Source organism: Rhizobium sp. 10N427 (genome assembly GCF_056394605.1).
Map to the genome: position 1 here is coordinate 43,499 of NZ_JBFTID010000003.1, position 23,959 is coordinate 67,457.

The 23,959-nt window shown below is 58.7% G+C and carries 25 protein-coding genes; 9 read left to right on the top strand and 16 right to left on the bottom strand.

Going from position 1 to position 23,959, the window contains the following annotated elements; translation table 11 throughout:
• Window positions 1-2 precede the first annotated feature (2 nt).
• The 6 genes from AC1DIJ_RS07705 to AC1DIJ_RS07730 all read right to left on the bottom strand — a co-directional run bounded on the left by AC1DIJ_RS07705 (window position 3) and on the right by AC1DIJ_RS07730 (window position 5,545).
• The gene (locus tag AC1DIJ_RS07705; RefSeq protein WP_112386018.1) at window positions 3-671 is read right to left on the bottom strand and encodes a phosphoribosylanthranilate isomerase; all 669 of its coding nucleotides are present in this window, start codon (window positions 669-671) and stop codon (window positions 3-5) included.
• 75 nt (window positions 672-746) lie between these two features.
• Entirely contained in the window at window positions 747-1,511 is a 765-nt protein-coding gene (locus tag AC1DIJ_RS07710; protein ID WP_112386017.1) for a M48 family metallopeptidase, read from the bottom strand.
• Between the two features lie 86 nt (window positions 1,512-1,597).
• Complete coding sequence (locus AC1DIJ_RS07715; RefSeq protein ID WP_112386016.1) at window positions 1,598-2,035, bottom strand: DUF2852 domain-containing protein; 438 nt, start codon at window positions 2,033-2,035, stop codon at window positions 1,598-1,600.
• Between the two features lie 143 nt (window positions 2,036-2,178).
• Window positions 2,179-3,450: a polyhydroxyalkanoate depolymerase gene (locus tag AC1DIJ_RS07720; RefSeq protein WP_112386015.1), complete on the bottom strand. Its 1,272-nt coding sequence runs from the start codon at window positions 3,448-3,450 to the stop codon at window positions 2,179-2,181.
• 204 nt (window positions 3,451-3,654) lie between these two features.
• Window positions 3,655-4,497: a fumarylacetoacetate hydrolase family protein gene (locus AC1DIJ_RS07725; RefSeq protein ID WP_112386014.1), complete on the bottom strand. Its 843-nt coding sequence runs from the start codon at window positions 4,495-4,497 to the stop codon at window positions 3,655-3,657.
• Window positions 4,498-4,591: 94 nt separating this feature from the next.
• Window positions 4,592-5,545: a glutathione S-transferase family protein gene (locus tag AC1DIJ_RS07730; RefSeq protein WP_112386074.1), complete on the bottom strand. Its 954-nt coding sequence runs from the start codon at window positions 5,543-5,545 to the stop codon at window positions 4,592-4,594.
• Window positions 5,546-5,709: 164 nt separating this feature from the next.
• Here AC1DIJ_RS07730 and AC1DIJ_RS07735 point away from each other — a divergent pair, with 164 nt between their 5' ends.
• Window positions 5,710-6,303, top strand: coding sequence for a nitroreductase family protein (locus AC1DIJ_RS07735; protein ID WP_112386013.1), 594 nt, complete (start codon window positions 5,710-5,712; stop codon window positions 6,301-6,303).
• Between the two features lie 57 nt (window positions 6,304-6,360).
• Here the strand turns inward: AC1DIJ_RS07735 and gyrB are convergent, their stop codons facing one another.
• From gyrB to AC1DIJ_RS07760, 5 genes are all read right to left on the bottom strand, one after another.
• Window positions 6,361-8,793 (bottom strand): DNA topoisomerase (ATP-hydrolyzing) subunit B, encoded by a 2,433-nt coding sequence (gene gyrB, locus AC1DIJ_RS07740; RefSeq protein ID WP_112386073.1) that lies wholly within the window; start codon window positions 8,791-8,793, stop codon window positions 6,361-6,363.
• Between the two features lie 133 nt (window positions 8,794-8,926).
• Window positions 8,927-9,307 (bottom strand): helix-turn-helix domain-containing protein, encoded by a 381-nt coding sequence (locus AC1DIJ_RS07745; protein ID WP_112386012.1) that lies wholly within the window; start codon window positions 9,305-9,307, stop codon window positions 8,927-8,929.
• Window positions 9,304-9,867 carry a Smr/MutS family protein gene (locus tag AC1DIJ_RS07750; RefSeq protein WP_112386011.1) on the bottom strand — a complete coding sequence of 188 codons (564 nt, stop codon included), beginning with the start codon at window positions 9,865-9,867 and terminating at the stop codon, window positions 9,304-9,306. The genes AC1DIJ_RS07745 and AC1DIJ_RS07750 overlap by 4 nt, the downstream gene beginning before the upstream one ends.
• Window positions 9,867-10,985: a murein transglycosylase A gene (gene mltA, locus AC1DIJ_RS07755; RefSeq protein WP_112386010.1), complete on the bottom strand. Its 1,119-nt coding sequence runs from the start codon at window positions 10,983-10,985 to the stop codon at window positions 9,867-9,869. Before mltA ends, AC1DIJ_RS07750 begins: the two co-directional genes overlap by 1 nt.
• Window positions 10,978-11,682: a Tim44/TimA family putative adaptor protein gene (locus AC1DIJ_RS07760; protein ID WP_112386009.1), complete on the bottom strand. Its 705-nt coding sequence runs from the start codon at window positions 11,680-11,682 to the stop codon at window positions 10,978-10,980. The genes mltA and AC1DIJ_RS07760 overlap by 8 nt, the downstream gene beginning before the upstream one ends.
• Before the next feature lie 102 nt (window positions 11,683-11,784).
• Between AC1DIJ_RS07760 and AC1DIJ_RS07765 the strand changes: the two genes are divergently transcribed.
• The gene (locus AC1DIJ_RS07765) at window positions 11,785-12,300 is read left to right on the top strand and encodes an FxsA family protein (protein ID WP_112386008.1); all 516 of its coding nucleotides are present in this window, start codon (window positions 11,785-11,787) and stop codon (window positions 12,298-12,300) included.
• A gap of 84 nt (window positions 12,301-12,384) precedes the next feature.
• Complete coding sequence (gene secB / locus AC1DIJ_RS07770) at window positions 12,385-12,861, top strand: protein-export chaperone SecB (RefSeq protein WP_112386007.1); 477 nt, start codon at window positions 12,385-12,387, stop codon at window positions 12,859-12,861.
• Between the two features lie 51 nt (window positions 12,862-12,912).
• Here the strand turns inward: secB and dnaQ are convergent, their stop codons facing one another.
• From dnaQ to AC1DIJ_RS07795, 5 genes are read right to left on the bottom strand one after another with little or no spacing between them, the layout of a single operon-like run.
• Window positions 12,913-13,626, bottom strand: coding sequence for a DNA polymerase III subunit epsilon (gene dnaQ, locus AC1DIJ_RS07775; RefSeq protein ID WP_112386006.1), 714 nt, complete (start codon window positions 13,624-13,626; stop codon window positions 12,913-12,915).
• Window positions 13,619-14,230, bottom strand: coding sequence for a dephospho-CoA kinase (coaE, locus tag AC1DIJ_RS07780; protein WP_112386005.1), 612 nt, complete (start codon window positions 14,228-14,230; stop codon window positions 13,619-13,621). The genes dnaQ and coaE overlap by 8 nt, the downstream gene beginning before the upstream one ends.
• Entirely contained in the window at window positions 14,230-15,087 is an 858-nt protein-coding gene (locus AC1DIJ_RS07785; RefSeq protein WP_112386004.1) for a shikimate dehydrogenase, read from the bottom strand. Before AC1DIJ_RS07785 ends, coaE begins: the two co-directional genes overlap by 1 nt.
• Window positions 15,080-15,679, bottom strand: a complete 600-nt coding sequence (locus AC1DIJ_RS07790; RefSeq protein WP_112386003.1) for a Maf-like protein — start codon at window positions 15,677-15,679, stop codon at window positions 15,080-15,082. Before AC1DIJ_RS07790 ends, AC1DIJ_RS07785 begins: the two co-directional genes overlap by 8 nt.
• 35 nt (window positions 15,680-15,714) lie before the next feature.
• On the bottom strand, window positions 15,715-16,536 hold the full coding sequence (locus AC1DIJ_RS07795; RefSeq protein ID WP_112386002.1) for a pyruvate, water dikinase regulatory protein: 822 nt from the start codon (window positions 16,534-16,536) through the stop codon (window positions 15,715-15,717).
• Window positions 16,537-16,938: 402 nt separating this feature from the next.
• Here AC1DIJ_RS07795 and hemE point away from each other — a divergent pair, with 402 nt between their 5' ends.
• The 6 genes from hemE (at window position 16,939) to rsmG (ending at window position 23,940) form a co-directional block, all read left to right on the top strand.
• The gene (hemE, locus tag AC1DIJ_RS07800) at window positions 16,939-17,973 is read left to right on the top strand and encodes a uroporphyrinogen decarboxylase (RefSeq protein WP_112386001.1); all 1,035 of its coding nucleotides are present in this window, start codon (window positions 16,939-16,941) and stop codon (window positions 17,971-17,973) included.
• Window positions 17,974-17,975: 2 nt separating this feature from the next.
• The gene (gene hemJ / locus AC1DIJ_RS07805; protein WP_112386000.1) at window positions 17,976-18,512 is read left to right on the top strand and encodes a protoporphyrinogen oxidase HemJ; all 537 of its coding nucleotides are present in this window, start codon (window positions 17,976-17,978) and stop codon (window positions 18,510-18,512) included.
• Between the two features lie 195 nt (window positions 18,513-18,707).
• Window positions 18,708-19,973 carry a transcription termination factor Rho gene (rho, locus tag AC1DIJ_RS07810; protein WP_112385999.1) on the top strand — a complete coding sequence of 422 codons (1,266 nt, stop codon included), beginning with the start codon at window positions 18,708-18,710 and terminating at the stop codon, window positions 19,971-19,973.
• Between the two features lie 81 nt (window positions 19,974-20,054).
• Entirely contained in the window at window positions 20,055-21,365 is a 1,311-nt protein-coding gene (gene mnmE, locus AC1DIJ_RS07815) for a tRNA uridine-5-carboxymethylaminomethyl(34) synthesis GTPase MnmE (RefSeq protein WP_112385998.1), read from the top strand.
• 75 nt (window positions 21,366-21,440) lie between these two features.
• A complete protein-coding gene (mnmG, locus tag AC1DIJ_RS07820; RefSeq protein WP_112385997.1) occupies window positions 21,441-23,300 on the top strand; it encodes a tRNA uridine-5-carboxymethylaminomethyl(34) synthesis enzyme MnmG in 1,860 nt (619 codons plus the stop codon).
• Between the two features lie 22 nt (window positions 23,301-23,322).
• Window positions 23,323-23,940, top strand: a complete 618-nt coding sequence (gene rsmG / locus AC1DIJ_RS07825) for a 16S rRNA (guanine(527)-N(7))-methyltransferase RsmG (RefSeq protein WP_112385996.1) — start codon at window positions 23,323-23,325, stop codon at window positions 23,938-23,940.
• Window positions 23,941-23,959 lie beyond the last annotated feature (19 nt).

Here is a 23,959-nt window from a genome sequence, read left to right on the forward strand (position 1 = left end):
TCTTAACTCCCTGAAGCGGTTTCAGGCTGATACGCCTTCTCGACCGCATCGAAAAATTCATCGATCATCGCGACGCTTTTCGCACCCGGTGCACTCTCGACACCGGAGGAAACGTCGATGCCTGGCGCTTTGGTGATGATCAGCGCGTCGGCAATGTTGTCCTTGTTCAGTCCACCGGAAAGCATGTAATCGACGCTGCCGTCAAGCCAGTCGAGCAGGCTCCAATCGAACGAAACCCCGTTTCCGCCGGGCAATTCGGAGCCTTTCGGCGGCTTCGCATCGAAGAGGAAGCGATCAGCGATACCGATATAGGCCTCGACCCGCTTCAGATCGTCGGAGGTGCGCACCGAGAAAGCCTTCATGACAGGAAGACCGTAAACGGCCTTTATGGTCAAAACGCGTTCCGGGCTTTCATCGCCATGAAGCTGAATGATATCGGGGCGCAAAAGTGCAACGATTTCATCGAGATCGTCGTTTGTTGGGTTAACCGTGACGGCCACGATCTTGGCCTTGCCGCGCACCGCGTCCGCCAGCCTTCCAGCGACGTCAGGCTCGATATAGCGCGGGCTTTTTTCGAAGAAGATGAAGCCGATATGGGTCGCGCCGCGCTTCAGCGCGCGATCGATCGTCTCGGCCGTCTTCAGACCACAGATTTTGATGTCCGGTTTCATGGCAGCGAAGTGACACGAAAAGGCAAAAGAGTCGAGCCAATTTGCGATGGAGGCTTAATTTCACGCGGTTTCCGCTCAGTCGAAACTGATGGCGTGAAGCAGGCTTCCGTGGCGCTTCAGCCAGCCCTTGGCCTCGTCCATATCGGGGCAGAGCTTCTCGCACAACGCCCAGAAGCGCGGGCCGTGGTTCATCTCCTTGAGATGGGCCACTTCATGGGCGGCGAGGTAGTCGATCACCGAAGGCGGCGCCATGACGATGCGCCAGGAAAAGCTTAGATTTCCCTCGGAAGAGCAGGATCCCCAGCGGCTGCGGGTATCCTTCATCGAGATTGACTTGATGGGCGCCTTGATCGACCTGGCGTGGAAATGCGCCAGGCGTTCGAGATCGGCGCGGGCTTCCTTCTTCAGGAAGGTGGCGACCCGCCGGCCGAGATGCTCCGGCATTCCGCTGACCCTGAGGATATGATCGCCATCGACGATGACCGCTTCCGTAAGGCCGCGCAGGCTGCCGGTAAGTCTGATGCGGTGGCGGATGCCGCGAAGCAGGATCTCGCCACCATCCTGAAGCCCGGTATCCTGTGAAAACTTGGCGAGCTTGGTCAGCAGCCAGCCCTGATGGCGGTCGAGGAAGGCGTTGACCTCGCGCTGGGCGAGCCCGCGCGGCACCGTCATCTTCAGCGCCCGGCCACCGGGTTCGATCCGCAGCGTGATCCGCGTGGCGCGATCATGCTGCTTGATCGTCAGCGGCATCAATCGGCCGGCGACATCAAGCGTCCGCGTCTCCGGCGGAGCAGGCTTTCGGACGGACGGGCGCCGCGGCTTGGAAAGAAGCGGAAACATGGTGCTTTTCTATACGATTCGGGCAATTCCAGACAAAGAAAAACCGGCATCGATGATGCCGGTTCGCTCGTTCTTCACCAAAGCCTTCAAGGCGTTTGGTATTCAGCGACCGGGCCGTTGTCGTCGCGCTTGGCGTTCTTGCGATCGCGCATGAAGCGGTCGAATTCGTCCTGGTCCTTGGCGCGGCGGAGCTCGCGCATGTAGTTGTCGAACTCTTCGCGCATCTCGTCGAGCTTGCGGCGCTCTTCCTCGATGCGGTCGATCTCGGCTTTCCGCCAGTCATCGAAGGCGACGTTGCCTGTCGAGGAATGCGGGCGGTGGCGGCCATTCGTCGAACGGCGGCAGCTGGCAAAGAAGCCATCGGCAGCGTTGTTGGCATCGCGCTTGAAGCCGCGAAGGCGTTCGCCGAAGATGATATAGGCAAGCATGGCCAGGCCGAGAGGCCAGAAGACCACGAAGCCCAGCACCATCAGGGCAATGGTAGCCGGAGTCCAATCCGGGCGAAGCAATGCTGACTGGTTCATCGTGCGGTATCCTCGCTTTCTGCACCCGGCAGAATACCGAATGCTGGAAATCGATGTGGTTACCGCTCCCCGGCCCTTCAAGACGATTGCCCGCGAAATCGGACAATGCCTTGAATGACAAGGATTAAATCAGCAATCGCTAACTAGCCCGATTTGCCGCCCTTGATCACGCGTTTGACGGCGGGTTTCGACGAGCGCGCATGCTCGCGTACGAAATTGACGATCCGCGGGGCGATCTCCTTGCGGAAACGCGAGCCGTTGAACACGCCGTAATGGCCGACATCCGGCTGCAGATAATGCATGCGCATGCTGTCTGGAATGTTCGTACAGATCGTCTGCGCGGCATGCGTCTGCCCGACGCCCGATATGTCGTCGTTTTCGCCTTCGACGGTGAGCAATGCGACGTTGCGGATCGCCTTGGGATCGACAAGCTTGCCGCGATGCACCAGTTCACCCTTCGGCAGCGCGTGCTTGATGAACACCTGATCGACGGTCTGCAGGTAGAATTCCGCCGTCAAATCCATGACCGCCAGATATTCGTCATAGAAATCACGGTGCTTTTCAGGCTCGCCGTCGTTCTTCACCAGATGCATGAAGAACTCCTTGTGCGCCACAAGGTGCCGGTCAAGGTTCATCGACATGAAGCCGGAGAGCTGCAGGAAGCCCGGATAGACGGGACGCATGAAACCCGGCTGCGGCCACGGAACATTCATGATCACGTTGTCGGCAAACCATTCCAGCGGCTTGTCTTTCGCAAGCTTGTTGACGGCCGTTGGGTTGATGCGCGTATCGATCGGGCCGCCCATCAGCGTCATCGACGCCGGAGAGAGCGGATCATTTGCTTCCTCCATGACGGCAGCGGCGGCAAGCACCGGTACCGAGGGCTGACAGACGGCAACGACATGCGTGTCGGGACCGAGGAAATGCAGCATCTCGATGACGTAGTCGACATAGTCGTCGAAATCGAACGTGCCGTCGGTCATAGGCACCATGCGGGCATCGATCCAATCAGTGATGTAAACATCAGCGCTTGGCAGAAGAGCTTCGACTGTGCCGCGCAGCAGCGTCGCATAGTGGCCGGACATCGGCGCGACGATCAGGATTCGCGGATCGCGATGATCGGCGGGCAGATTGCGCGAGAAGTGCAGCAGATTGCAGAACGGCCTCGACCAGACGATCTCTTCGCGGACTTTGACCTTCTTGCCATCGACAACGGTTTCGGGGAGGCCGAATTCCGGCTTGCCATAGCGGCGCGTGGTGCGCTCGAACATTTCGAGACTGGCAGCGATCGTGCGGCCGAACGGGGTCTGGGACCAGGGATTGAGCGGATTGGCATAGGCCATCCGCATCACATCGGCGGCAGCGCGAAACGGCGCCATTGCAGCGTGATTCAGTTCGTAGAGCTGATAAAACATGAGATGCGCCACCTTTCTTTACCGGAAAAGACGGCGCCTTGGGGGCTGGCACACATTTCTTTCCATTATCTCTGCTGGCACTTCAACGCAGATTAGCAGGCTTTTGTTGCATAGCAACATAGGTGTGCGCACCGCAAAAGAAATGCCGGGGCATCACATCCCCGGCATCATCATGCTCTTCAATCGTTAAGAGACCCGGTTCGGTCAGATATCGGCGACGAAAGTCTGCTTCTGGGTGCCGAGACCTTCGATGCCGAGCTCCACCACATCGCCGGGCTTGAGATAACGCGGCGGCTTCTGGCCCATGCCGACGCCGGGCGGCGTGCCCGTCGAAATCACATCGCCGGGATGCAGCGACATGAACTGGCTGAGATAGGAAACGAGAAAGGCGACACCATAGACCATGGTCTTCGACGAGCCGTCCTGCATCTTCTCGCCATTGACGGTCAGCCACATGCCGAGATTCTGCGGATCGGGAATCTCATCCTTGGTGACCAGCCAGGGGCCGATCGGGCCGAAGGTGTCGCAGGACTTGCCCTTGGTCCACTGGCCGGAGCGCTCGGTCTGGAAGGCCCGTTCGGAGACGTCGTCGGAAACGCAATAACCGGCAACATAATCAAGCGCTTCGGCTTCCGAGACGTATTTCGCGGTCTTGCCGATGACGACGCCGAGTTCGACTTCCCAATCGGTCTTTTCCGAGCCGCGCGGAATGACGACATTGTCATCAGGACCGATGATGGCGGAGGTCGCCTTCATGAAGATGATCGGCTCGGGAGGCACAGTGGCGCCGGTTTCGGCGGCATGGTCCGAGAAATTCAGGCCGATGCAGATGAACTTGCCGGTGCCGGCGACACAGGCGCCGATACGGCCCGGCGCAATTTCCGGCAGACTTTTCGGGTCGAGCGCCGCGATCTTCTTCAGCCCTTCGGGAGAAATCGCAGCACCACCAATATCGGAAACATGGGCGGAAAGATCCCGGATCTTGCCGTCTGCATCAAGAATCGCCGGCTTCTCGCTACCCGCTTGGCCTACACGCATCAGTTTCATGGGATGTCCTCCTCATCGAAAAGAATTCGCAAAGAGCTATGGACCAGTTGTCCAACCATGTCATTACGGGTTTTCCCCGAAGCGGTACGCGGCTTTAAAAAATCTCCGACAAATCTGGGCCTGCCGGCATAATCCCGGTCGGGTTGAGTTTCTCGATCGAATAATAGCCACGCTTGATGTGATCGATGTTGACAGTGGCAGCGATGCCCGGCCAATCCAGCATACGGCGGCAGAATGCCTTGAGATTGGGATAGTCTGCGACACGGCGCAGGTTGCACTTGAAGAGGCCGTGGTAAGCGGGATCGAAACGCACCAGGGTCACGAAGAGACGGATGTCGGCCTCGGTCGGATGATCGGCAAAGAGGAAGGCCCGTCCCTGCAATTGCGGCTCGACCCAATCGAGGCAGGCAAAGACATCGGCAAAAGCTTCGTCATAGGCGATTTGCGTCGTTGCAAACCCGGCGCGATAGACACCGTTGTTCAGCCGCAAATAGATATGCTCATTGAAGCTATCGATCTCCGAACGCTTGTTATCCGGATAAAGGTCGATCGCACTGTTCGCGAGATCGCCGAATCCGCTGTTGAGCATACGCAGAATATCAGCCGATTCGTTGTTGACGATCGTCTGCTGCTGCTTGTCCCAAAGTACAGGGACGGTTGCCCGGCCGGTGAAATCCGGGTCAACTTTCGTATAGATCTCATGCATATAGGTCGCGCTGTTGACGGTATCTCTGGTCGCTCCCGGATAGTCACCAAAACGCCAGCCCTGCTTCGAGAGCGCCGGCTCGACGATGGAAACACTGATGACGTCGTCGAGGCCCTTCAAAGTCCGTCCGATCAATGTGCGGGATGCCCAGGGGCAGATATAGGCGACATAGAGATGGTAGCGGCCGGCCTCGGCCTTGAAACCCGCCTCGCCTGTCGGACCTGCCGATCCATCCGGTGTGACCCAATTGCGGAAGCTGGATGTCTGGCGCACAAAGCCGCCTTTGGCATCTGTCGCCTGTACCGGCTGCCAATCCTCGGTCCATTTTCCATTCACCAGCATCACCGGCTCCTTCGTCATCGCGCGAAGCGAATAGATACCGCGTGTTCGCATGGCTGGGAGGCCCTGTTTTTGGAAACAGACTGTCATGCGATCGCGAAACCGGCGCTTGCCAAGTGAGGGGGCCGGGAAATATGACCATAGGCAGAATGGACCGGAGCCCCCCCATGACCACAAGCAATAGCCGCGAATCCCAATTTCCCATCGAAGCCATGTTTCTCGACCGCTGGTCGCCGCGCGCTTTCACCGGCGAAACCATCAGCGAAGAGCAGCTCCTTACGATCCTCGACGCCGCGCATTGGGCGCCCTCCTCTGCCAACCAGCAGCCCTGGCGCTTCATCTATGCGCTGAAGGGTTCCGAGCATTTCGAAACCGCGCTTGGATTGCTTGCTGAAGCCAACCAGGAATGGGCCAAGAACGCCTCAGCCCTGCTTTTCGTGGTTTCGCGCGGCTTCAGCGGTGATTTTTCAGAGGGCAAGAAAAGCTACACGCATTCCTTCGACGCCGGTGCCGCATGGGGCCATTTTGCCATGCAGGCACGCTTCTCCGGCTTCTATGCCCACGGCATGGGCGGCATCAAGCACGACGAGATCATGACGACGTTTGCTATCCCCGAAGGCTACCGCGTCGAAGCCGGCATCGCGCTTGGCCGCCTTGCGGACAAAAGCGTGCTTTCGGAGCGTAACCAGGCACGCGAGTTTCCAAGCCAGCGCAAGCCGCTGGCAGAAGTTGCCTTCAACGGCAAATTTGTCGCCAACTAAACCAAAACAAAAAAGGCCGCGCAGCTCTCGCTGCGCGGCCTTTTTCTTTGATATCAATTAGATATCGAGGTTTGCGACGCTGAGCGCATTTTCCTGGATGAACTCGCGGCGCGGCTCGACTTCATCGCCCATCAGACGGGCAAACAATCCATCGGCATCGGTCGCATCGTTGACCTTGACCTGCAGCAGCGAGCGGACGTTCGGATCGAGCGTCGTTTCCCAGAGCTGCTCGGCATTCATTTCCCCGAGACCCTTGTAGCGCTGCATCGTCAGCCCCTTGCGGCCGCTGGCGAAGATCGTCTCGAGAAGGGCGCGAGGCCCGGCAAGTTCGACTTCGCCGTCGCGGCGCGAAAGCTTTGGCGGGACGTCGTAGATTTCCTTGAGGCGCGCCGACAGCTGGTCGATAAGGCGGGCATCCTGCGAGCCGATCAGCGCCATGTCGAGAACGACAACTTCCTTGACGCCGCGGACCATGCGCTCGAGACGGAGACCGCCTTCGCTCGTCAGTCCGCCTTCCCAGCCGCGTTCGGTTTCTTCGGCGATGATATCGAGACGCCTGGCGACTTCGGCAGCCAGCCCTTCGGCACGGCTACGATCGCTGACGGCTTCGGCATTCAACGCGCCGGCGATCGCTGCCTGTTCGACAACCGCGCGATTATAGCGCGAATGAAGATTGTCGAGCAGCGTGCGCAGGCGCAAAGCGTCCTGAATGACTTCGCGCACGTCCTGGCCGACGCGGACCTCACCGCTTGCAAGCTTCAGCGCAGCGTCTTCGAGACCCTGGCCGATCAGGTAGTCTTCCAGTGCACTCTCGTTCTTGACGTACTGGACCGACTTGCCGCGCGCGACCTTATAGAGCGGCGGCTGGGCGATATAGAGATGGCCGCGCTCGATCAGCTCAGGCATCTGTCGGAAGAAGAAGGTGAGCAGCAATGTACGGATATGGGCGCCGTCGACGTCAGCGTCCGTCATGATGATGATCTTGTGGTAGCGCAGCTTTTCGACGTTGAACTCATCCTTGCCGATGCCGGTGCCGAGTGCGGTGATCAGCGTACCGATTTCCGCCGAGGATAGCATCTTGTCGAAACGTGCGCGCTCGACGTTCAGGATCTTGCCGCGCAGCGGCAGGATTGCCTGATTCTCGCGCGAACGTCCCTGTTTTGCCGAACCGCCTGCCGAATCACCCTCGACGAGGAAGACTTCGGATTTCGACGGATCACGCTCGGAGCAGTCAGCGAGTTTGCCGGGCAGCGATGCGATATCGAGCGCGCCCTTGCGGCGCGTCAGTTCGCGGGCCTTGCGGGCCGCTTCGCGGGCGGCAGCGGCTTCCACCACTTTGCCGACCAGGATTTTGGCGTCCGCGGGATGCTCTTCGAGCCAGGTGCTGAGCGCTTCGCTGACAAGGTTTTCGACGACAGGGCGGACTTCCGAGGAAACCAGCTTGTCTTTCGTCTGCGATGAGAATTTCGGATCGGGAACCTTCACCGACAGAACCGCCGTCAGGCCTTCGCGGCAGTCATCACCGGTCAGCGAGACCTTTTCCTTCTTGGTGATGCCCGAGCTATCGGCATAAGAGGTTATCTGGCGGGTCAGGGCAGCGCGGAAGCCGGCCATGTGGGTGCCGCCATCACGCTGCGGAATGTTGTTGGTAAAGCACAGCACGTTCTCGTGATAGCTATCGTTCCACCACATGGCGACTTCGACGGTAATCCCGTCCTTCTCGCTGCGAATGGCAACGGGCTTGTCGACCAGCGGCTTCTTGGCACGATCGAGATACGCGACGAATGCTTCGAGGCCGCCATCGTAAAGAAGCTCTTCCTGGCGAATATCGGAATGGCGCTTGTCGGTGAGCAGGATGCGAACGCCGGAGTTCAGGAAGGCGAGCTCCCGGAGACGGTGTTCCAGCGTGCCATAATCGAATTCCGTCATGGTGAAGGTCTCACCACTCGGCATGAAGCTGACTTCGGTACCGGTTTCGCTGGCATCGCCGATCACCTTCAGCGGCGCATCGGCAACGCCATGGGTGAAGCTCATTTCATGCAGCTTGCCCTGACGGCGGATGCGCAGCTTGAGCCAGACGGAGAGCGCATTGACGACCGAAACGCCGACGCCATGTAGGCCGCCCGAGACCTTGTAGGAATTCTGGTCGAATTTACCGCCGGCATGCAGCTGGGTCATGATCACTTCGGCTGCAGAGATACCCTCGCCGGTGTGAATGTCCGTCGGGATGCCGCGTCCATTGTCGGTAACGGTGACGGAGCCATCGGCATTGAGCGTCACGGTGACGATGTCGGCATGCCCGGCCAGCGCCTCGTCGATCGCGTTGTCGACGACTTCGTAGACCATGTGGTGAAGGCCGGAACCATCGTCGGTGTCGCCGATATACATGCCCGGGCGCTTGCGCACCGCATCGAGGCCCTTCAGGACCTTGATGGAATCTGCGCCATACTCGGTGCTAACGCCGTTTTCCGTCGCGGGTGTATCGGTCATACTGTCTTTGAATTTCCCTGTTGTAACGGCCTGGATGACCTTGCGAATCACCGGCGTTTCTCATTCCGGAATATAGGGTTTTTGCGCGCCAATCCCAATGCCGGAGCCCTGAAATCCGGCATTAAACAGGGGATTATGACGGTTTTCCGTCCGCTTTTCCGCCTTTTTCCAACACCGCGTTGAGCTCCACCAAGACGGGCGCGTCAAGGCTGCGGATCTGACCCGCCAAACGGTTTGCAAAGGCCGTGTATTCGGGCGGCAAACCTGACGTATCGATGACAACACGCGGGTCGGAAGAGCGCGCCAGGAGGAAGAGTTCTTCCGCTTCATCCCAGATGATGTTGAAATAGCCGGCGATCCGCTGCAGCAGGTCGAAGGTCGGCAGGCCGCGTTTTCCGTGCTCCAGCGCCGATAGATAGGCAGGCGACACATTCAGCGCTGCCGCCATCTGCTTCTGCGAAACGCCCTTGCGGGATCGCAGCTTGCGGACAGCCTCGCCGAAGGGCGTCGTCATGAGCGATCTCCCGCCCGGCGGGCGAGACGGATGTAGAGAGCGCCCTCGCCGCCATGATGCTGCGCCGCAGATTCGTAGGACGAGATCAGATAGCGGAACTCAGGCTTCGAGAACCACAACGGCACGGCGCGCTTCAGTGCGCCTTCGCTGCCGAGCGAGCTTCCCTTGCCGGTGATGACCAGCACATGCCGCATGCCGCGCTCATGGGCACGGATCAGAAAATCGAGAAGGATGACATGGGCTTCGCTTTGCACCAGTCCATGCAGGTCTATGCGGGCTTCCAGCGCCAGGCGTCCCTTGGCGATCTTACGCTTAACCGGGCGCTCGAGTGGATGGTGCTGACCGGAGGACGGCTTGGCGGCGGGTTGCTGGACCGGAGGCGTTACAGGCGCCGTCGTCATGCGCTGCTTTTCGGTCGCTTCGATTTCCGCCTCGGCGGCAGCCAGGAAGGCATCGAGTTCGGTCAGTTCGCCGGTCTTGCCCGCCATCGGGCGGGTGCTGCGTGCCACCCTGCCCCAAAGAATGCGCTCGTCGGTGCTGAGCTTGCGATCCCTAGCCATCAGAGGAAACGCCCCGCGGCTTCATTGGGTATCAGGATGGCGAAATCCGCATCATTTCTGACCGTTCCGGCCTGTTCACCGGCATCGTCTCCGGAGCCGGTGAAAATATCGCCGCGTGCGGGTCCAACGATCGCCGAGCCGGTATCGAGCGCCAGCATCAATCGCGCGAAGCCGCGTCCGCCATCCAGATGGGTAAGGCTTTCCGAGTGGACGAAGAACGGGAAGCCGAATGTGTGGATCAGGCGATCGACTGCGAGCGAACGGCCGGCAAGGAGCGGAACCTTGGCGGCGGCAATCGGGCCGCTCGTTGCCGCGGCTGGCTCTGCCTCGCGGAAGAAGATGTAGGATCTGTTATGCCAGAGAACCTCGTCAACCTGGTCCGGATGAGCGGCAAGCCATGCGCGGATCGCTTGCATGGAGATCTGGTTGCGATCGATCTCGCCCCGGTCGATGAGAAGCTTGCCGATCGCCGAAAATGGGTGTCCGGCTTTGGCGGCATAGGTGATGCGGCCCATCGTACCATCGGCATACCGCAAGCGAGCCGCACCCTGGACGTGGACGAAGAAGACATCGACCTTCGATTTCGCCCAGGCGATCTCCAGACCGCGCCCGGAGAGAATGCCCTGATCGACTGCCCGCCGGTCCGGATGAGCGCTGATCGAGCCCTTCGACGACAGGCCGAACGCGTAATAGGGATCAAGCCCGGCTGGCCTGTTCGTATCGTCGAGATCGATCAAATCATCGGGGCGCCGATAGAATGGAAAACGATAGACGTCATCCGGCTTGGCCGAAACGGCGATTTCCGGCTCGTAGAACGCCGTCACGAAGCCCGGCATCCCGTCACTCTTCCTGATCAGAAACGGGCGGGAGTTCTGTTCGAAGAAGCGGCGCGCCTGCATCGCGTTTGAAACGCCGGCATCCCGCGCCTTCTCAAGAAGCGGCATAAGGTCCTCGGCGGTCAGGCCTAGCGAACCGGTTCGGTAAGGCTTTACGCCGGAGATCTGCCGGCGACATGCTTCCATGACTTCAAAAAGGCTGGAAGGATCATCATCCTTCCAGCCCTTCAATTCATCGAAGCTGATGGGGTGCAGCGTGAAATCTGCCAGACCGTCACTCATGTTCCGATTCGGTTGCCACGAGTTTCCAGTTGGGGTCGCGCGAACGGGTGTCGCGGGCGAAGGTCCAGATGTCGTTGACTTCGGCAACATCCTCTGCGTTGCCATCGATCAGCTTTTCATCCTTGTCATAGGTGGCCGAAATCAGCTGGCTGGAGATCCGCAATGTCATTTGCGCTTCGCTGCCCTTGACTTCGGCATTGGTGATCTCGGCCTTGTCGATGCCGACAAAGGTCGATTTGACCTTTTCGCCCTTCGCTTCGCGATCGGCGATCGCCGCATCGAAGCCATCGTAGACTTCAGGGGACAGCAGGTTCTTGAGGGTTTTGCGATCACCGTCGGCAAAAGCCATGACGATCATCTCGTAGGCCATCTTGGCGCCATTCAGGAATTCCTTCGGCGTGAACGACGGATCGGCCTTGTTCATGGCGCGCAGCGCTTCGTTGAGCGGCGTGCCTGCCGGAGCGAAGGCATCGATGGCGGCAAAGCGATCTTCTTCCTCGCCATTGCCGTCGCGGCGCGGAAGGGTCACGACCTTTCCGGCATCGGCTGGCTCCTGGCCGGCTGCATCACGGGGCGTGTAGAGATCACGCGGCGGCTTTTCATTTCCGGTGCGACGGCCAAGAACACTGCGGAGCTGGAAAAAAATCAGCACTGCCGCTACCAGGAAAAATAACGTGATGAAGTCGTTTGAACTCATATTGTCCCGCGATTGCAGTTAACATCCCAAATTTCTACTCCCATATAGTCCGCATAGACAGATGATTCAAATAGGAGCCCGCGAGCTTGCGGGTTGAAAGCGATGCGATTGACGATGCTTCCCGGTTTCATGCTGCTTTTGCCCCTGGCGGAAATCGCGAGCTTCGTGATTGTCGGCAAGGCGATCGGTGTTCTGGCAACGCTTGGACTGGTGGTTCTTGGCGTGGTCGTCGGCATGTCGATGCTGCGCCGCCACGGCCTCGGCATCCTGCAGCGCATGTCCGCCGAAGGCCGGAACGGCGTTGCTCCGGGCCGCGAACTTTTGAAGCCTGCGATGCTTGTCATTGCCGGACTGCTTTTCGTCATCCCGGGCTTCATCTCCGATATCATCGCTCTTCTGATCTGCATTCCGGCTGTGCGCGATCTGGCCTGGAAATATGTCAGCCGCCGTTTCGTCGTCGTCGGCAGAACCAGTAGCTTTACCGCGTCAGCAGGATCGGGTGGTGATTTTCGTCCCCGCGGCCCTGCCGGAGGCAAGGTTGTCGATCTCGACGAGGACGATTTCAAGCGGCAACCCGACCCGAATTCTCCCTGGTCGGGCAAGCGGCTTGGCGACTGAACGCTGAATTTGCTCAGGGTTGTAAGCCTTTCCGCGAAATGGTAGATGGCGGCACCATCAAAATGCCCCTTCGAGGAAAATCCAATGGCTGATGAAAACAACGGCGCCGGTGCAGTAAGCCCGAGCCTCACCATTCTCGCTCAGTACACGAAGGATCTCTCCTTCGAAAACCCGGGCGCACCGCGTTCGCTGCAGGCTCGCGACACCGCGCCGGCTATCAATATCAGCGTCAACGTCAACGCCAACCCGCTGTCCGACACTGATTTCGACGTCGTTCTGTCGCTGAACGCGGAAGCCAAGGATGGTGACAAGACGGTATTCCACACCGAACTGGTCTATGGCGGCGTCTTCCGCATCGCGGGCTTCCCGCAGGAACACATGCTGCCGGTTCTCTTCATTGAGTGCCCGCGCATGCTCTTCCCGTTTGCCCGCCAGATCATTGCCGACGTGACACGCAACGGCGGCTTCCCGCCGCTGATGATCGACCCGATCGATTTCGCGCAGATGTTCGCCCAGCGCGTTGCCGAAGAGCAGACCCGCGCCAAGGTTCAGACGAACTGATCTGATTTGTGCTGATGAAATTCGAAATGCCCGGTCAGAAGCCGGGCATTTTTAGTTTGGGCGATCGTATTTCGACCAGATGCCCTTGGTCCCGAGCTTGGCGATCAGCGCGTCGTGCGACGCGGCCTCGGTCTCGCTCAGTCGGCTCTCCAGCGGGCGCGGCCTTTCCAGCACTGCCAGGACGACGTCATCTGTTTCATCGTCGGTGTTTTCGGATCCAGTCGCTGCCGCAACGCCGAGCCCCAGTGCCGTCTGCCGGCCGCCGATCATCTCGATATAGACTTCGGCCAGCAGTTCAGAGTCGAGCAAGGCGCCGTGCTTGGTGCGATGCGAGTTGTCGATACCATAACGACGGCAAAGAGCGTCGAGCGAATTCGGGCCCATCGGATGCTTGCGCCGCGCAAGCGAGAGGGTATCGATCACCCGTTCCGGCAGGATTGGCGGCCTGCCGATGCGGGCGAGCTCGGCGTTCACGAAACCCATATCGAAGGTGGCATTGTGAGCGATCCACTTCGCATCGCCGAAAAATTCGATGATCTCCTCGACGACGTCGGCAAAGCCCTTCTTGTCCTTGAGGAATTCGTCGGTGATGCCGTGAACGGCGAGCGCGTCCGGATGGACCTTCTGGTCACCGGGATTCATGTAGATATGGATCGTCCGGCCCGTCGGGAAATGATTGAAGAGCTCGATACCGCCGATTTCGATGATCCGGTCCAGGCGATTGTCGAGGCCGGTGGTTTCCGTATCGAAGATGATCTCACGCATTCCGGAACTCTCCTTTGGCGATCCTGCTTTGAAGATCGGCAATGATCTCGCTGACCCGCTGCTGCGCCATTTCGATGCCGTGACCGGTGTCGATCACATAATCGGCGCGCCGGCGCTTTTCGGCATCGGGCATCTGCCGCGAGAGAATCATCTTGAATTTGTCTTCCGTCATGCCCGGGCGCGCAAGCACCCTCGCCTTCTGAATCTGTGGATCGCAGCTGACGACAGCAATCACATCGGCGCGATTTTCCGCGCCGGTTTCGAACAGCAGGGGAATATCCAGCAATACGATGCTCTGACCCGCAGCTTGCTGATTGGCCAGAAATGCGGCTTCGCGCTGGCGCACGAGCGGATGAACGATCGCTTCCAGTGCCTTGAAGCCATCAGGGCGCAGAGCGAGTTGCCGGGCCAGTTCGGCGCGATCGACGGCGCCTTCCTTCGATGTTCCAGGAAATTCGGCTTCGACCGCGGCTACTGCCTCTCCGGCATACAGGTCGTGCACGACGGCATCAGCATCGTTGACGGGAATACCGGCGGCGGCAAAGAGCTTTGCCGTCGTCGATTTTCCCATTCCAATGGAGCCCGTCAGGCCGATCCGCAACATCAATGCTTTTCCATGTCGGCGACGATGAGCGTACGAAGGTCGGCGTCGACATCGGGCGTTCTGCCGAACCACTTTGCGAAACCCGGTACGGCCTGATGCAAGAGCATGCCGAGCCCATCGACCGTTGCGAAGCCCTGCTGTTCTGCCTGGATGAGCATCGGTGTCCGCAGCGGCACATAGACGATATCGGTCACGACTGCGCCTGAAGCGAGCGGCGAGAAGTCCATTTGAGGTGCTGCCTCACCATCCATGCCGAGCGACGTGGTGTTGATGAAAAGTCCGGCGCCGGACATCACTTCGTTTAGCGCCTCCGGCGCATGGGCTCGAACCTGGGCACCGAAGCGATCGGCCAACTCCTGCGCCCGGCTGAGCGTGCGATTGACGACGTGAATGTTCTTCAACCCGCGATCGCGCACCGCCTGGATGACAGCGCGGCTTGCGCCCCCGGCACCGAAGATGACGGCCGTGCCGGTTTGGTCCCAGCCCGGATGGCGTTCATCGAGATTGGCGGTGAAGCCGCGACCGTCTGTGTTGGTGGCGTGCAACTTGCCACCTTCGATCCAGAGGGTGTTCGACGCTCCCAACTCTTCGGAAAGCGCATCCGGACAGTCGGCAAGTTGATAGGCCAGTTCCTTATGCGGGATCGTGACATTGCCGCCGGTGAAACCGGAGCTTCCATCTTTCAAGCTGGCAATGAAGCCGGGGAAATCCGCCGGTGCTACTTCATGGGCGCGGTAGCTGCCCGGCAGACCGAGCGTCTTCAGCCAGTAGCCATGGATGAGGGGCGAGCGCGAATGCTTGACGGGGAAGCCGGTGACGAAAGCCTTGGGACCAAATGTTTCACGTGAATCATCCATCGATCGCCCCCAGTTCCCTCAGTTTGGCGAGCAGCGGCACCATGGGCAGGCCGATGATCGTGAAATAATCGCCGTCGATTTTCTCGAACAGCTGGATGCCCTCGCCTTCCAGCTGATAGGCGCCGACGCTCGACAGGGCCTTGGTTCCGACGCGCTGAAGATGCCGTTCGATAAATAGCGGCGACAACTGACGGACGGTCAAAGACGCATGCGCGACATGATCCCAAAGTGCAGTGCCGCCGCTGTAGAGAGCAATTGCGCTGTTGAGGCGATGGGTCTTGCCGCTGAGCGCCGCAAGATGGGCCGCGGCTTGTTTCATATCCGCTGGCTTGTGAAACACCCGGTCGCCAAGCGACATGGTCTGGTCGGAGCCGATCACCAGGGCATCCGGAAATCGCCTGCTTACGTCCTCCGCCTTGGCCCGCGCAAGCACGAGGGCCACCTCATCCGGAGAGGCGCCATTCTTCTCAAGTGGCGCTTCGATCGCCCGCTCGTCAATGCTGGCGGCGTGGGCGTCAAATGCCAGACCGGCGTTCAGCATCAACGTTCGGCGAAAGGGGCTGGAAGAAGCAAGGATCAGCGGCGATGTCATTGGTTCTCGCGATCGGTTCACTGGTGATGATGCGCTTAGCGCAGCTTTGGCCGCAGGGCAACGATCGCCGCTGCCGTCTCCTCGATCGAGCGGCGTGTCACGTCGATGATCGGCCAATTGTGTTTGGCGCAGAGCGAGCGGGCATATTTCAGCTCCTCCGAAATCGCCGCTCGGTCAATATATTCGCCGCGGTCGAAACCAGCAGTCGCTCCGAGCACACGGTTTTCCCGCACCTGGGAAATGCGATCGGTCGTCGCGATCAGACAGACGATGAGCGGCTTGGTCGCCGAGAAGATCGCCTCGGGCAGCGGCACGCCGTAGACAATGGGGATATTGGCAGTCTTGATCCCGCGATTGGCGAGATAGATGCTGGTTGGCGTTTTCGATGTCCGGCTGATGCCGACGATGACGACGTCGGCGTCATTATAATCATCCGGCATCTGGCCGTCGTCATGGTCCATGGTGAAGTTCAAGGCTTCGATACGCGCGAAATAGCCGGCGTTCATGACATGTTGCGCGCCAACCCGGCGGCGCGAGGGAGCGCCGAGATAGATCTGGAATGCCGCCATGACCGGCTCCAGCACATTCACAGAGGCAACACCCATCTCCGCGCATCGTTCGTCGATCAGGGTCGCAAGTTCGCGGTCGACAATTGTGTAAAGGACGATCCCGGGCTCGCCGTCGATTGCGTCAAGAACGGGCAGCAGCTGCCGACGGTTTCTGATCAGCGGATAAACATGCTCGATCGCCTGCGAGGACTTGAACTGCGCCGATGCCGCCCGGCCCGCCGAGATCAGAGTCTCTCCCGTTGAGTCAGATATCAGATGCAGATGGAAGAAGTTCGTCCGGTTCTCCACGTTATTTTCCGCCACCTGTTGAAAAGACTGGATGACCAAGAGCTACGGGAGCCGGAGGGTCCGAGGCAAGGGAAAACATGCCCAGTTTTCCACAATACGGATTCTCAGGAGACGGCTCAGGCCGGCTTGTGGACTTTGTGGACAGCTCTTCTCTGCCCATCTGATGCTCACAGCTTATCCACAGATTGGGCCAATCAGCGGGTCCTTAGAAGCAATTGGAATCCCTTCGTGATTCAAAACTTTCAACAGAAACTGGCGAAGCCGGGCAAATTTGTCCTGCGCCAGCGAGCGACACGCGACAAATCGTATCTTCAGTGGATGGATTTTAATCCTTGATAGTCACCGACTCTAAGAAATAGAAACCTTTTAAAATATCTTTGTTTTTTTATAGGGAAGAAGCGCTTGAGCGAAACGCGCCGGAAAATTCTGAGAGTTCTCGACGGTGAAACTCTCACCCCTCCGCCAGTCTGGCTTATGAGACAGGCAGGACGGTACCTGCCGGAATACAGACAAACGCGCCAGACCGCCGGAAGTTTCCTCGACCTCTGTTATTCTCCCCGGCATGCCGTCGAAGTGACGTTGCAGCCGATCCGGCGCTACGCCTTCGATGCCGCAATCCTGTTCTCGGATATTCTCGTCATTCCCGATGCTATGAAGCGCAACGTTCGCTTTACCGAGGGGCATGGACCGGAGATGGATCCGATCGACGAAGCTGGTATCGCCAATCTCAGCGATGAGGACATCGTTTCCTATTTGCAGCCGGTCATGGAGACCGTCAGACGCCTGCGCGCCGAGCTTCCCACCGAAACGACACTGCTCGGCTTCTGTGGAGCTCCCTGGACGGTTGCGACCTATATGATTGCCGGCAAGGGCACACCAGATCAGGCCCCTGCCCGGCTGTTCGCCTACAAGCATCCGAAAGCCTTCGAGCGTCTACTGATGCTGTTGGCCGACGTCTCGGCGGATTATCTGGTGGCGCAGATCGATGCTGGTGCCGATGCCGTTCAGATCTTCGACTCCTGGGCTGGTGTTCTCGGAGAGAAGGAATTCGCGGCCTACGCGATCCGTCCGGTCGCGCGGATGATTGCCTCGATCCGATCCCAGCGGCCAAAAGCCAAGATCATCGCATTTGCGAAGGGCGCCGGTTATCAGCTTAAGGATTACCGGCAAAAGACCGGCGCTGATGCGATCGGGCTCGACTGGTCGGTGCCGCTTGCCTTTGCCCAGGAGCTGCAGAAGGATGGTCCCGTCCAGGGTAATCTCGATCCGATGCGCGTCGTTGCCGGCGGCAAAGCTCTGGAGGAAGGGATCGATGAAATTCTCGATAAGCTCGGGAACGGGCCGCTGATCTTCAATCTCGGTCATGGCATCACGCCGCAGGCTGACCCCGAGAACGTGCGGCTGCTTGTCGAGCGCGTGCGCGGATCGCGAGGCTGAGGATGGAGAAGCAGACCGACGCCCGGCCAGGCGCCTATGCGCGGCGCCGCGCTCATTTCGCGTTGATCTTCTTTGCGCTTCTGGCAGTTGGGCTTTTCGCCTGGAACCCGGAGAACCTTTATCTCTGGATCAAGGCTCTTCACATCATCGCTGTGATTTCCTGGATGGCGGGACTGTTCTATATGCCCCGGCTTTTCATCTATCACACGGACGCGGAGCCGGGCTCCGCTCAGTCCGAGACCTTCAAGGTGATGGAGCGCCGGCTGCTGAAGATCATCATGAACCCGGCAATGATGCTGACCTGGATTTTCGGGCTCTATCTCGCGTGGTCGGTCTATGGTTTTCAGGGCGGCTGGCTGCATGCGAAGATCGGCCTCGTCGTTCTCTTGACGGGCGTGCACATGTTCTTCAGCCGGGCTGTCCGGGACTTCGCAGCCGACCGGAACAGGCGTTCGGCGCGCTACTGGCGGTTCATGAACGAGGCGCCGACGGCGCTGATGATCCTGATCGTTATCCTGGTGGTGGTGAAGCCTTTTTAGGGGCTGTGGCGGTCTCAGGTTAAATTTGCTTCATTTTAAGCAGCCCCCTTGCGGCGCCTTATCTTAGTCGCTATTTTCCGCGCATCTCATCTTCGTGGCATGTGTTTTGAGTTCAGTCGTCTGCGAGCCTTTCGCGAGACCGAATACGTCCCGACATAGCCTTCCCCCTTTGAAATATAGAGTAATGGTCACTTCATGGCTGAAATGAAGCTTCAGGAACTTAAGAGTAAATCCCCGACCGATCTTCTGGCCTTTGCCGAATCGCTCGAGGTCGAAAATGCAAGTACAATGCGCAAACAGGAATTGATGTTTGCGATCCTGAAGGTTCTTGCCAGCCAGGACGTTGAAATCATCGGCGAAGGCGTCGTCGAAGTTCTGCAGGACGGTTTTGGTTTCTTGCGTTCTGCAAACGCCAACTATTTGCCTGGTCCTGACGATATCTACATTTCCCCCTCGCAGATCCGCCGCTTCTCGCTGAAGACCGGCGATACCGTCGAGGGCCCGATCCGTGGACCGAAGGAAGGCGAGCGTTACTTCGCGCTGCTCAAGGTCAACACGATCAATTTCGACGACCCGGAAAAGATCCGTCACAAGGTTCACTTCGACAACCTGACGCCGCTTTATCCGAACGAGCGCTTCCGTATGGAGCTCGACATCCCGACGTCGAAGGATCTCTCTTCGCGCGTCATCGATCTTGTGGCTCCGCTCGGCAAGGGCCAGCGTGGTCTGATCGTCGCTCCGCCGCGCACCGGTAAGACGGTTCTGCTGCAGAACATCGCGCATTCGATCACCGCAAACCATCCTGAATGCTATCTGATTGTTCTCCTCATCGATGAACGTCCGGAAGAAGTGACGGATATGCAGCGCTCGGTGAAGGGCGAAGTCGTTTCCTCGACTTTCGACGAGCCGGCGGTCCGCCACGTCCAGGTTGCCGAAATGGTCATCGAGAAGGCCAAGCGCCTTGTCGAGCATGGCCGTGACGTCGTCATCCTGCTCGATTCGATCACCCGCCTCGGCCGCGCCTACAACACCGTCGTTCCGTCTTCGGGCAAGGTTCTGACCGGTGGTGTCGACGCCAACGCCCTGCAGCGCCCTAAACGTTTCTTCGGTGCTGCGCGCAATATCGAAGAAGGCGGATCGCTGACGATCATCGCGACCGCGCTGATCGACACCGGCAGCCGTATGGACGAAGTCATCTTCGAAGAATTCAAGGGTACCGGCAACTCGGAAATCGTGCTTGACCGCAAGGTCGCTGACAAGCGCATCTTCCCGGCGATGGATATCCTCAAGTCCGGCACGCGCAAGGAAGACCTGCTGGTGCCGCGCCAGGATCTGCAGAAGATCTTCGTTCTGCGCCGTATCCTTGCACCGATGGGAACCACCGATGCGATCGAATTCCTGATCGACAAGTTGAAGCAGACGAAGAACAATCCGGATTTCTTCGACTCGATGAATACATAGTCTTTAGCCGGATTCATCTAGCAAGCCGGTCGCGAATAGCGGCCGGCTTTGTCATTTGTAGAGAAAGAGGCGATTTGGGAAATGCCAGGAGAGACGATCTACGCGCTGTCGAGTGGCGGATTGCCGTCCGGTGTTGCGGTCATCCGCATCAGCGGCCCTGCCACATCCGCCATCCTTGAGGATCTGATCGGCAGTATCCCCGCTCCGAGATTAGCAAGTCTTCGAACGATTCGTGACCGGAACGGTCTACCGATCGATTCGGGCCTGATACTATTCTTCGCCTCCCCGGCCTCTTTCACCGGCGAAGACTGCGCTGAGCTTCAGGTTCACGGCGGCCGGGCCGTTGTGCAGCGTCTCCTATCAAGACTTGGCGAATTCCCGGCGACGCGCATGGCGGTCGAGGGAGAGTTCTCGCGCCGGGCTTTTGAGAATGGAAAGCTGGATCTCGTCGAAGTCGAGGGACTAGCCGATCTTATCGCGGCGGAGACCGAGATGCAGCGCCGTCTGGCCGTTGAGCACAGCTCCGGTCACCTGTCCACTCTATACGATTCGTGGGCGGAACGATTGACGCGGTGCCGTGCACTGATCGAAGCGGAGTTGGATTTTGCTGATGAGGATGATGTACCAGGGTCGGTCTCCGACCAGGTCTGGGCAGAAGTTGCCGTTCTCAGAGCTGCGGTTGAAACACATCTCTCGGATGCAGCAGCCGGTGAAATCATCCGGGATGGTTTTAAGGTCGTCATCGCCGGCGCGCCGAACGCCGGAAAATCGTCTTTGATGAATGCGCTGGCACAGCGCGATCTGGCAATCGTCACGGATGTCGCGGGCACGACGCGGGACGTGCTGCAAATCGATCTCGATATCGGCGGCTATCTTGTGAAGCTCTATGATACGGCGGGATTGAGAGAGACAGACGAGCTCGTCGAGCGTGAGGGCATTCGCCGCGCCGAGAACATGGTTGCCGAGGCCGATCTGGTGCTGTATCTGCATGACCTATCTGTTGGTGCCGCGGTTTCGACACCTGCTGATCCGCGCGTCTTGACCGTGGGGACGAAGGCAGACCTGGCGCCGGCTAGGAACGAGCTTGATCTTTCAATCTCCGCTCAGACCGGTGCCGGGCTTCACGAGCTTCGGTCGATGATTGGCCGCCGGATTGAAAAGATGGTCCGGCCAGATAGTTTCTCGTTGCCGAGCAGGCTCCGCCATAAGGATTCGCTGGCGGAATGTTTGTCGGCGATTGAGCGATCTCTTCGTATGGATGGCGCTGTTGATCTCGATTTGAGGGCTGAAGAGTTGCGGATCGCGGCAAATGCCCTTGGCCGCATCACCGGCCGCGTGGATGTGGAAAACCTGCTTGACGTGATCTTCTCCGAATTTTGTATTGGGAAATGATTCACGTGAAACACCGGACGGATGTTACTTGCGTGAGTTTCACGTGAAACGTCTGAAACAAACTTGGTTTGGCTCATGAAATACGATGTCATTATCATAGGCGGCGGTCATGCCGGAACAGAGGCGGCAAGCGCCGCTGCGCGTCTGGGTGCTAAGACGGCGCTCGTCACCCATCGGCGTGATACGATCGGGGTGATGTCCTGCAACCCCGCGATCGGCGGCCTTGGTAAGGGACACCTTGTTCGCGAGGTTGACGCGCTTGACGGGCTGATGGGCCGGGTCGCCGATGCAGCGGGTATCCAGTTCCGCATGCTCAATCGCAAGAAGGGTCCAGCCGTCCGCGGCCCCCGTACACAGGCTGATCGCAAGCTTTACCGCGAAGCGATGCTGCGGGAAATCGAAGCGATCGACAATCTCGATATCATCGAAGGCGACGCGTTCGATCTGACGACCGCGGGCGGATCCGTTACCGGTGTCATCATGAAAGATAGCCGAATTCTTTCATGCAGTGCGGTTGTTCTGACGACCGGAACTTTTCTTCGGGGATTGATCCATATTGGCGATACGAAGATTCCCGCCGGCCGCGTCGGCGAGGATCCGTCTATGGGCCTGTCAGGCACGCTTCAGCGTCTTGGCATTTCGCTTGGGCGTTTGAAGACCGGAACGCCAGCGCGTCTGGATAGCCGCACCATCGATTGGGCGAGTGTCGGCCGCCAGGGAGCCGATGACGAGTTGACGCCGTTCTCGTTCATGACCGACAAAATTACCAATACACAAGTCGATTGCGGCGTAACCCGTACGACCGAGGCGACGCATCGGATCATCAGTGAGAACATTGGCAAGTCTGCGATGTATTCCGGGCAGATCGAGGGTGTCGGCCCGCGCTACTGCCCGTCAATTGAAGATAAGATCGTCAAGTTTGGTGAACGCGACGGGCATCAGATTTTTCTCGAGCCTGAAGGCCTCGATAATCATACGGTTTATCCGAATGGGATTTCGACTTCTCTGCCCGCCGATATACAGGATCAGTTTATCCGTACGATCCCAGGTCTAGAGGCCGTGACGATCCTGCAGCCGGGTTATGCCATCGAGTATGACCACGTCGATCCTCGCGAGTTGACACCGTCTCTGGAAGTCAAGAAACTATCGGGGCTTTTCCTGGCGGGACAGATCAACGGTACGACGGGTTACGAGGAGGCCGCTGCCCAAGGGTTGGTGGCGGGGCTGAATGCTGCGCGCCTGGCTGGCGGCAGCGATCCGATCTACCTCAGCCGGACCAATTCCTACATTGGCGTGATGATTGATGATCTGACATCGCGCGGTGTTGCAGAGCCTTATCGCATGTTTACATCGCGAGCGGAGTACCGGCTGTCGCTGAGAGCGGACAATGCCGACGTCCGGTTGACGCCTCTGGGACAGGAAATTGGCTGCGTAGCGACGGCGCGATCAGTTCGCTTTGAGGCGTATAAGAGCGAGCTCGACGAAGCCCGGAGGCTGCTTCAGTCGTTGGAGACAACACCGAACGAGGCTCGCAAAGCCGGGCTGATGCTGAATCAGGATGGACAGCGCCGTACGGCCTATGAGCTGCTGTCCTATCCGGATCATGACACTGAGAAGCTCGCTTCGATCTGGCCGGAACTTCGGTCATTGTCCGCCAAGGTGGCCGAGGCGATGGATATCGAGGCGTCATACGCGGTGTATATGAAGCGGCAAGCCGTTGATATTGCGGACATAAAGCGTGACGAAGACCGAACGATACCGGCAGACTTCGACTATTCGGTGCTCTCAGGCCTGTCCAACGAGCTAAAGCAGAAACTGAAGCGCGCGCAGCCGTTCAACATCGCTCAGGCGGCGAGAGTCGATGGTATGACGCCGGCGGCGATATCGCTCTTGCTTGTCCACCTCCGGCGAGCCGACATGGCGCGCGCGATCTGATACACGCGGAAAGAGTCATCGAATGAACCTGAACGGTCAAAGTGTTTCACGTGAAACACAGTCTCGCCTTGAGCATTTTCTTCAGCTGTTCCAGAAGTGGGCAAAGACGATCAATCTCGTCGCACCATCGACTTTGGCCGATGCCTGGGATCGGCATATCGTCGATAGCGCTCAGATATTTCAGTTGAGTTCCGATGCGAAAGTCTGGGTGGATCTCGGAAGTGGCGGCGGCTTCCCTGGTATCATCACGGCCATCCTCCTCGCGGAACAGAAGGACGGCTGGGTGCATCTCGTGGAGAGTAATAACAAGAAGGCGTCATTCTTGCGGCTTGCGTTGCGGGAAACAGGTGCACGAGGTTCTGTCCATGCCGTGCGGATCGAAGATGTATACAGCGAGGTCGGAGATTGCGATGCCATTTCTGGTCGTGCGCTTGCGGATCTCGACAAGTTGCTGGAGTTCTCGCTGCCCTGGATGCGGAAGAATGAGAAATGCCGGGCTTTCTTCCATAAAGGCCGGGATTACCAGAGCGAGATTACGAAAGCGCATGGCCGATGGCAATTCGATCTGGTAGAACATACCAGTGTCGTCGAGCGGGATTCCATTATTCTTGAAATCTCCGAACTCCGGCACTTGGTTTAACGATTTTGGATCATCAAAC

What these genes read in the sequence shown, in the direction of transcription:
- AC1DIJ_RS07705 (WP_112386018.1), bottom strand. Translation starts at nt 671, where the DNA reads ATGAAACCGGACATCAAAATCTGTGGTCTGAAGACGGCCGAGACGATC.
- AC1DIJ_RS07710 (WP_112386017.1), bottom strand. Translation starts at nt 1,511, where the DNA reads ATGTTTCCGCTTCTTTCCAAGCCGCGGCGCCCGTCCGTCCGAAAGCCT.
- AC1DIJ_RS07715 (WP_112386016.1), bottom strand. Translation starts at nt 2,035, where the DNA reads ATGAACCAGTCAGCATTGCTTCGCCCGGATTGGACTCCGGCTACCATT.
- AC1DIJ_RS07720 (WP_112386015.1), bottom strand. Translation starts at nt 3,450, where the DNA reads ATGTTTTATCAGCTCTACGAACTGAATCACGCTGCAATGGCGCCGTTT.
- AC1DIJ_RS07725 (WP_112386014.1), bottom strand. Translation starts at nt 4,497, where the DNA reads ATGAAACTGATGCGTGTAGGCCAAGCGGGTAGCGAGAAGCCGGCGATT.
- AC1DIJ_RS07730 (WP_112386074.1), bottom strand. Translation starts at nt 5,545, where the DNA reads ATGCTGGTGAATGGAAAATGGACCGAGGATTGGCAGCCGGTACAGGCG.
- AC1DIJ_RS07735 (WP_112386013.1), top strand. Translation starts at nt 5,710, where the DNA reads ATGACCACAAGCAATAGCCGCGAATCCCAATTTCCCATCGAAGCCATG.
- gyrB (WP_112386073.1), bottom strand. Translation starts at nt 8,793, where the DNA reads ATGACCGATACACCCGCGACGGAAAACGGCGTTAGCACCGAGTATGGC.
- AC1DIJ_RS07745 (WP_112386012.1), bottom strand. Translation starts at nt 9,307, where the DNA reads ATGACGACGCCCTTCGGCGAGGCTGTCCGCAAGCTGCGATCCCGCAAG.
- AC1DIJ_RS07750 (WP_112386011.1), bottom strand. Translation starts at nt 9,867, where the DNA reads ATGGCTAGGGATCGCAAGCTCAGCACCGACGAGCGCATTCTTTGGGGC.
- mltA (WP_112386010.1), bottom strand. Translation starts at nt 10,985, where the DNA reads ATGAGTGACGGTCTGGCAGATTTCACGCTGCACCCCATCAGCTTCGAT.
- AC1DIJ_RS07760 (WP_112386009.1), bottom strand. Translation starts at nt 11,682, where the DNA reads ATGAGTTCAAACGACTTCATCACGTTATTTTTCCTGGTAGCGGCAGTG.
- AC1DIJ_RS07765 (WP_112386008.1), top strand. Translation starts at nt 11,785, where the DNA reads ATGCGATTGACGATGCTTCCCGGTTTCATGCTGCTTTTGCCCCTGGCG.
- secB (WP_112386007.1), top strand. Translation starts at nt 12,385, where the DNA reads ATGGCTGATGAAAACAACGGCGCCGGTGCAGTAAGCCCGAGCCTCACC.
- dnaQ (WP_112386006.1), bottom strand. Translation starts at nt 13,626, where the DNA reads ATGCGTGAGATCATCTTCGATACGGAAACCACCGGCCTCGACAATCGC.
- coaE (WP_112386005.1), bottom strand. Translation starts at nt 14,230, where the DNA reads ATGTTGCGGATCGGCCTGACGGGCTCCATTGGAATGGGAAAATCGACG.
- AC1DIJ_RS07785 (WP_112386004.1), bottom strand. Translation starts at nt 15,087, where the DNA reads ATGGATGATTCACGTGAAACATTTGGTCCCAAGGCTTTCGTCACCGGC.
- AC1DIJ_RS07790 (WP_112386003.1), bottom strand. Translation starts at nt 15,679, where the DNA reads ATGACATCGCCGCTGATCCTTGCTTCTTCCAGCCCCTTTCGCCGAACG.
- hemJ (WP_112386000.1), top strand. Translation starts at nt 17,976, where the DNA reads ATGGAGAAGCAGACCGACGCCCGGCCAGGCGCCTATGCGCGGCGCCGC.
- rho (WP_112385999.1), top strand. Translation starts at nt 18,708, where the DNA reads ATGGCTGAAATGAAGCTTCAGGAACTTAAGAGTAAATCCCCGACCGAT.
- mnmE (WP_112385998.1), top strand. Translation starts at nt 20,055, where the DNA reads ATGCCAGGAGAGACGATCTACGCGCTGTCGAGTGGCGGATTGCCGTCC.
- mnmG (WP_112385997.1), top strand. Translation starts at nt 21,441, where the DNA reads ATGAAATACGATGTCATTATCATAGGCGGCGGTCATGCCGGAACAGAG.
- rsmG (WP_112385996.1), top strand. Translation starts at nt 23,323, where the DNA reads ATGAACCTGAACGGTCAAAGTGTTTCACGTGAAACACAGTCTCGCCTT.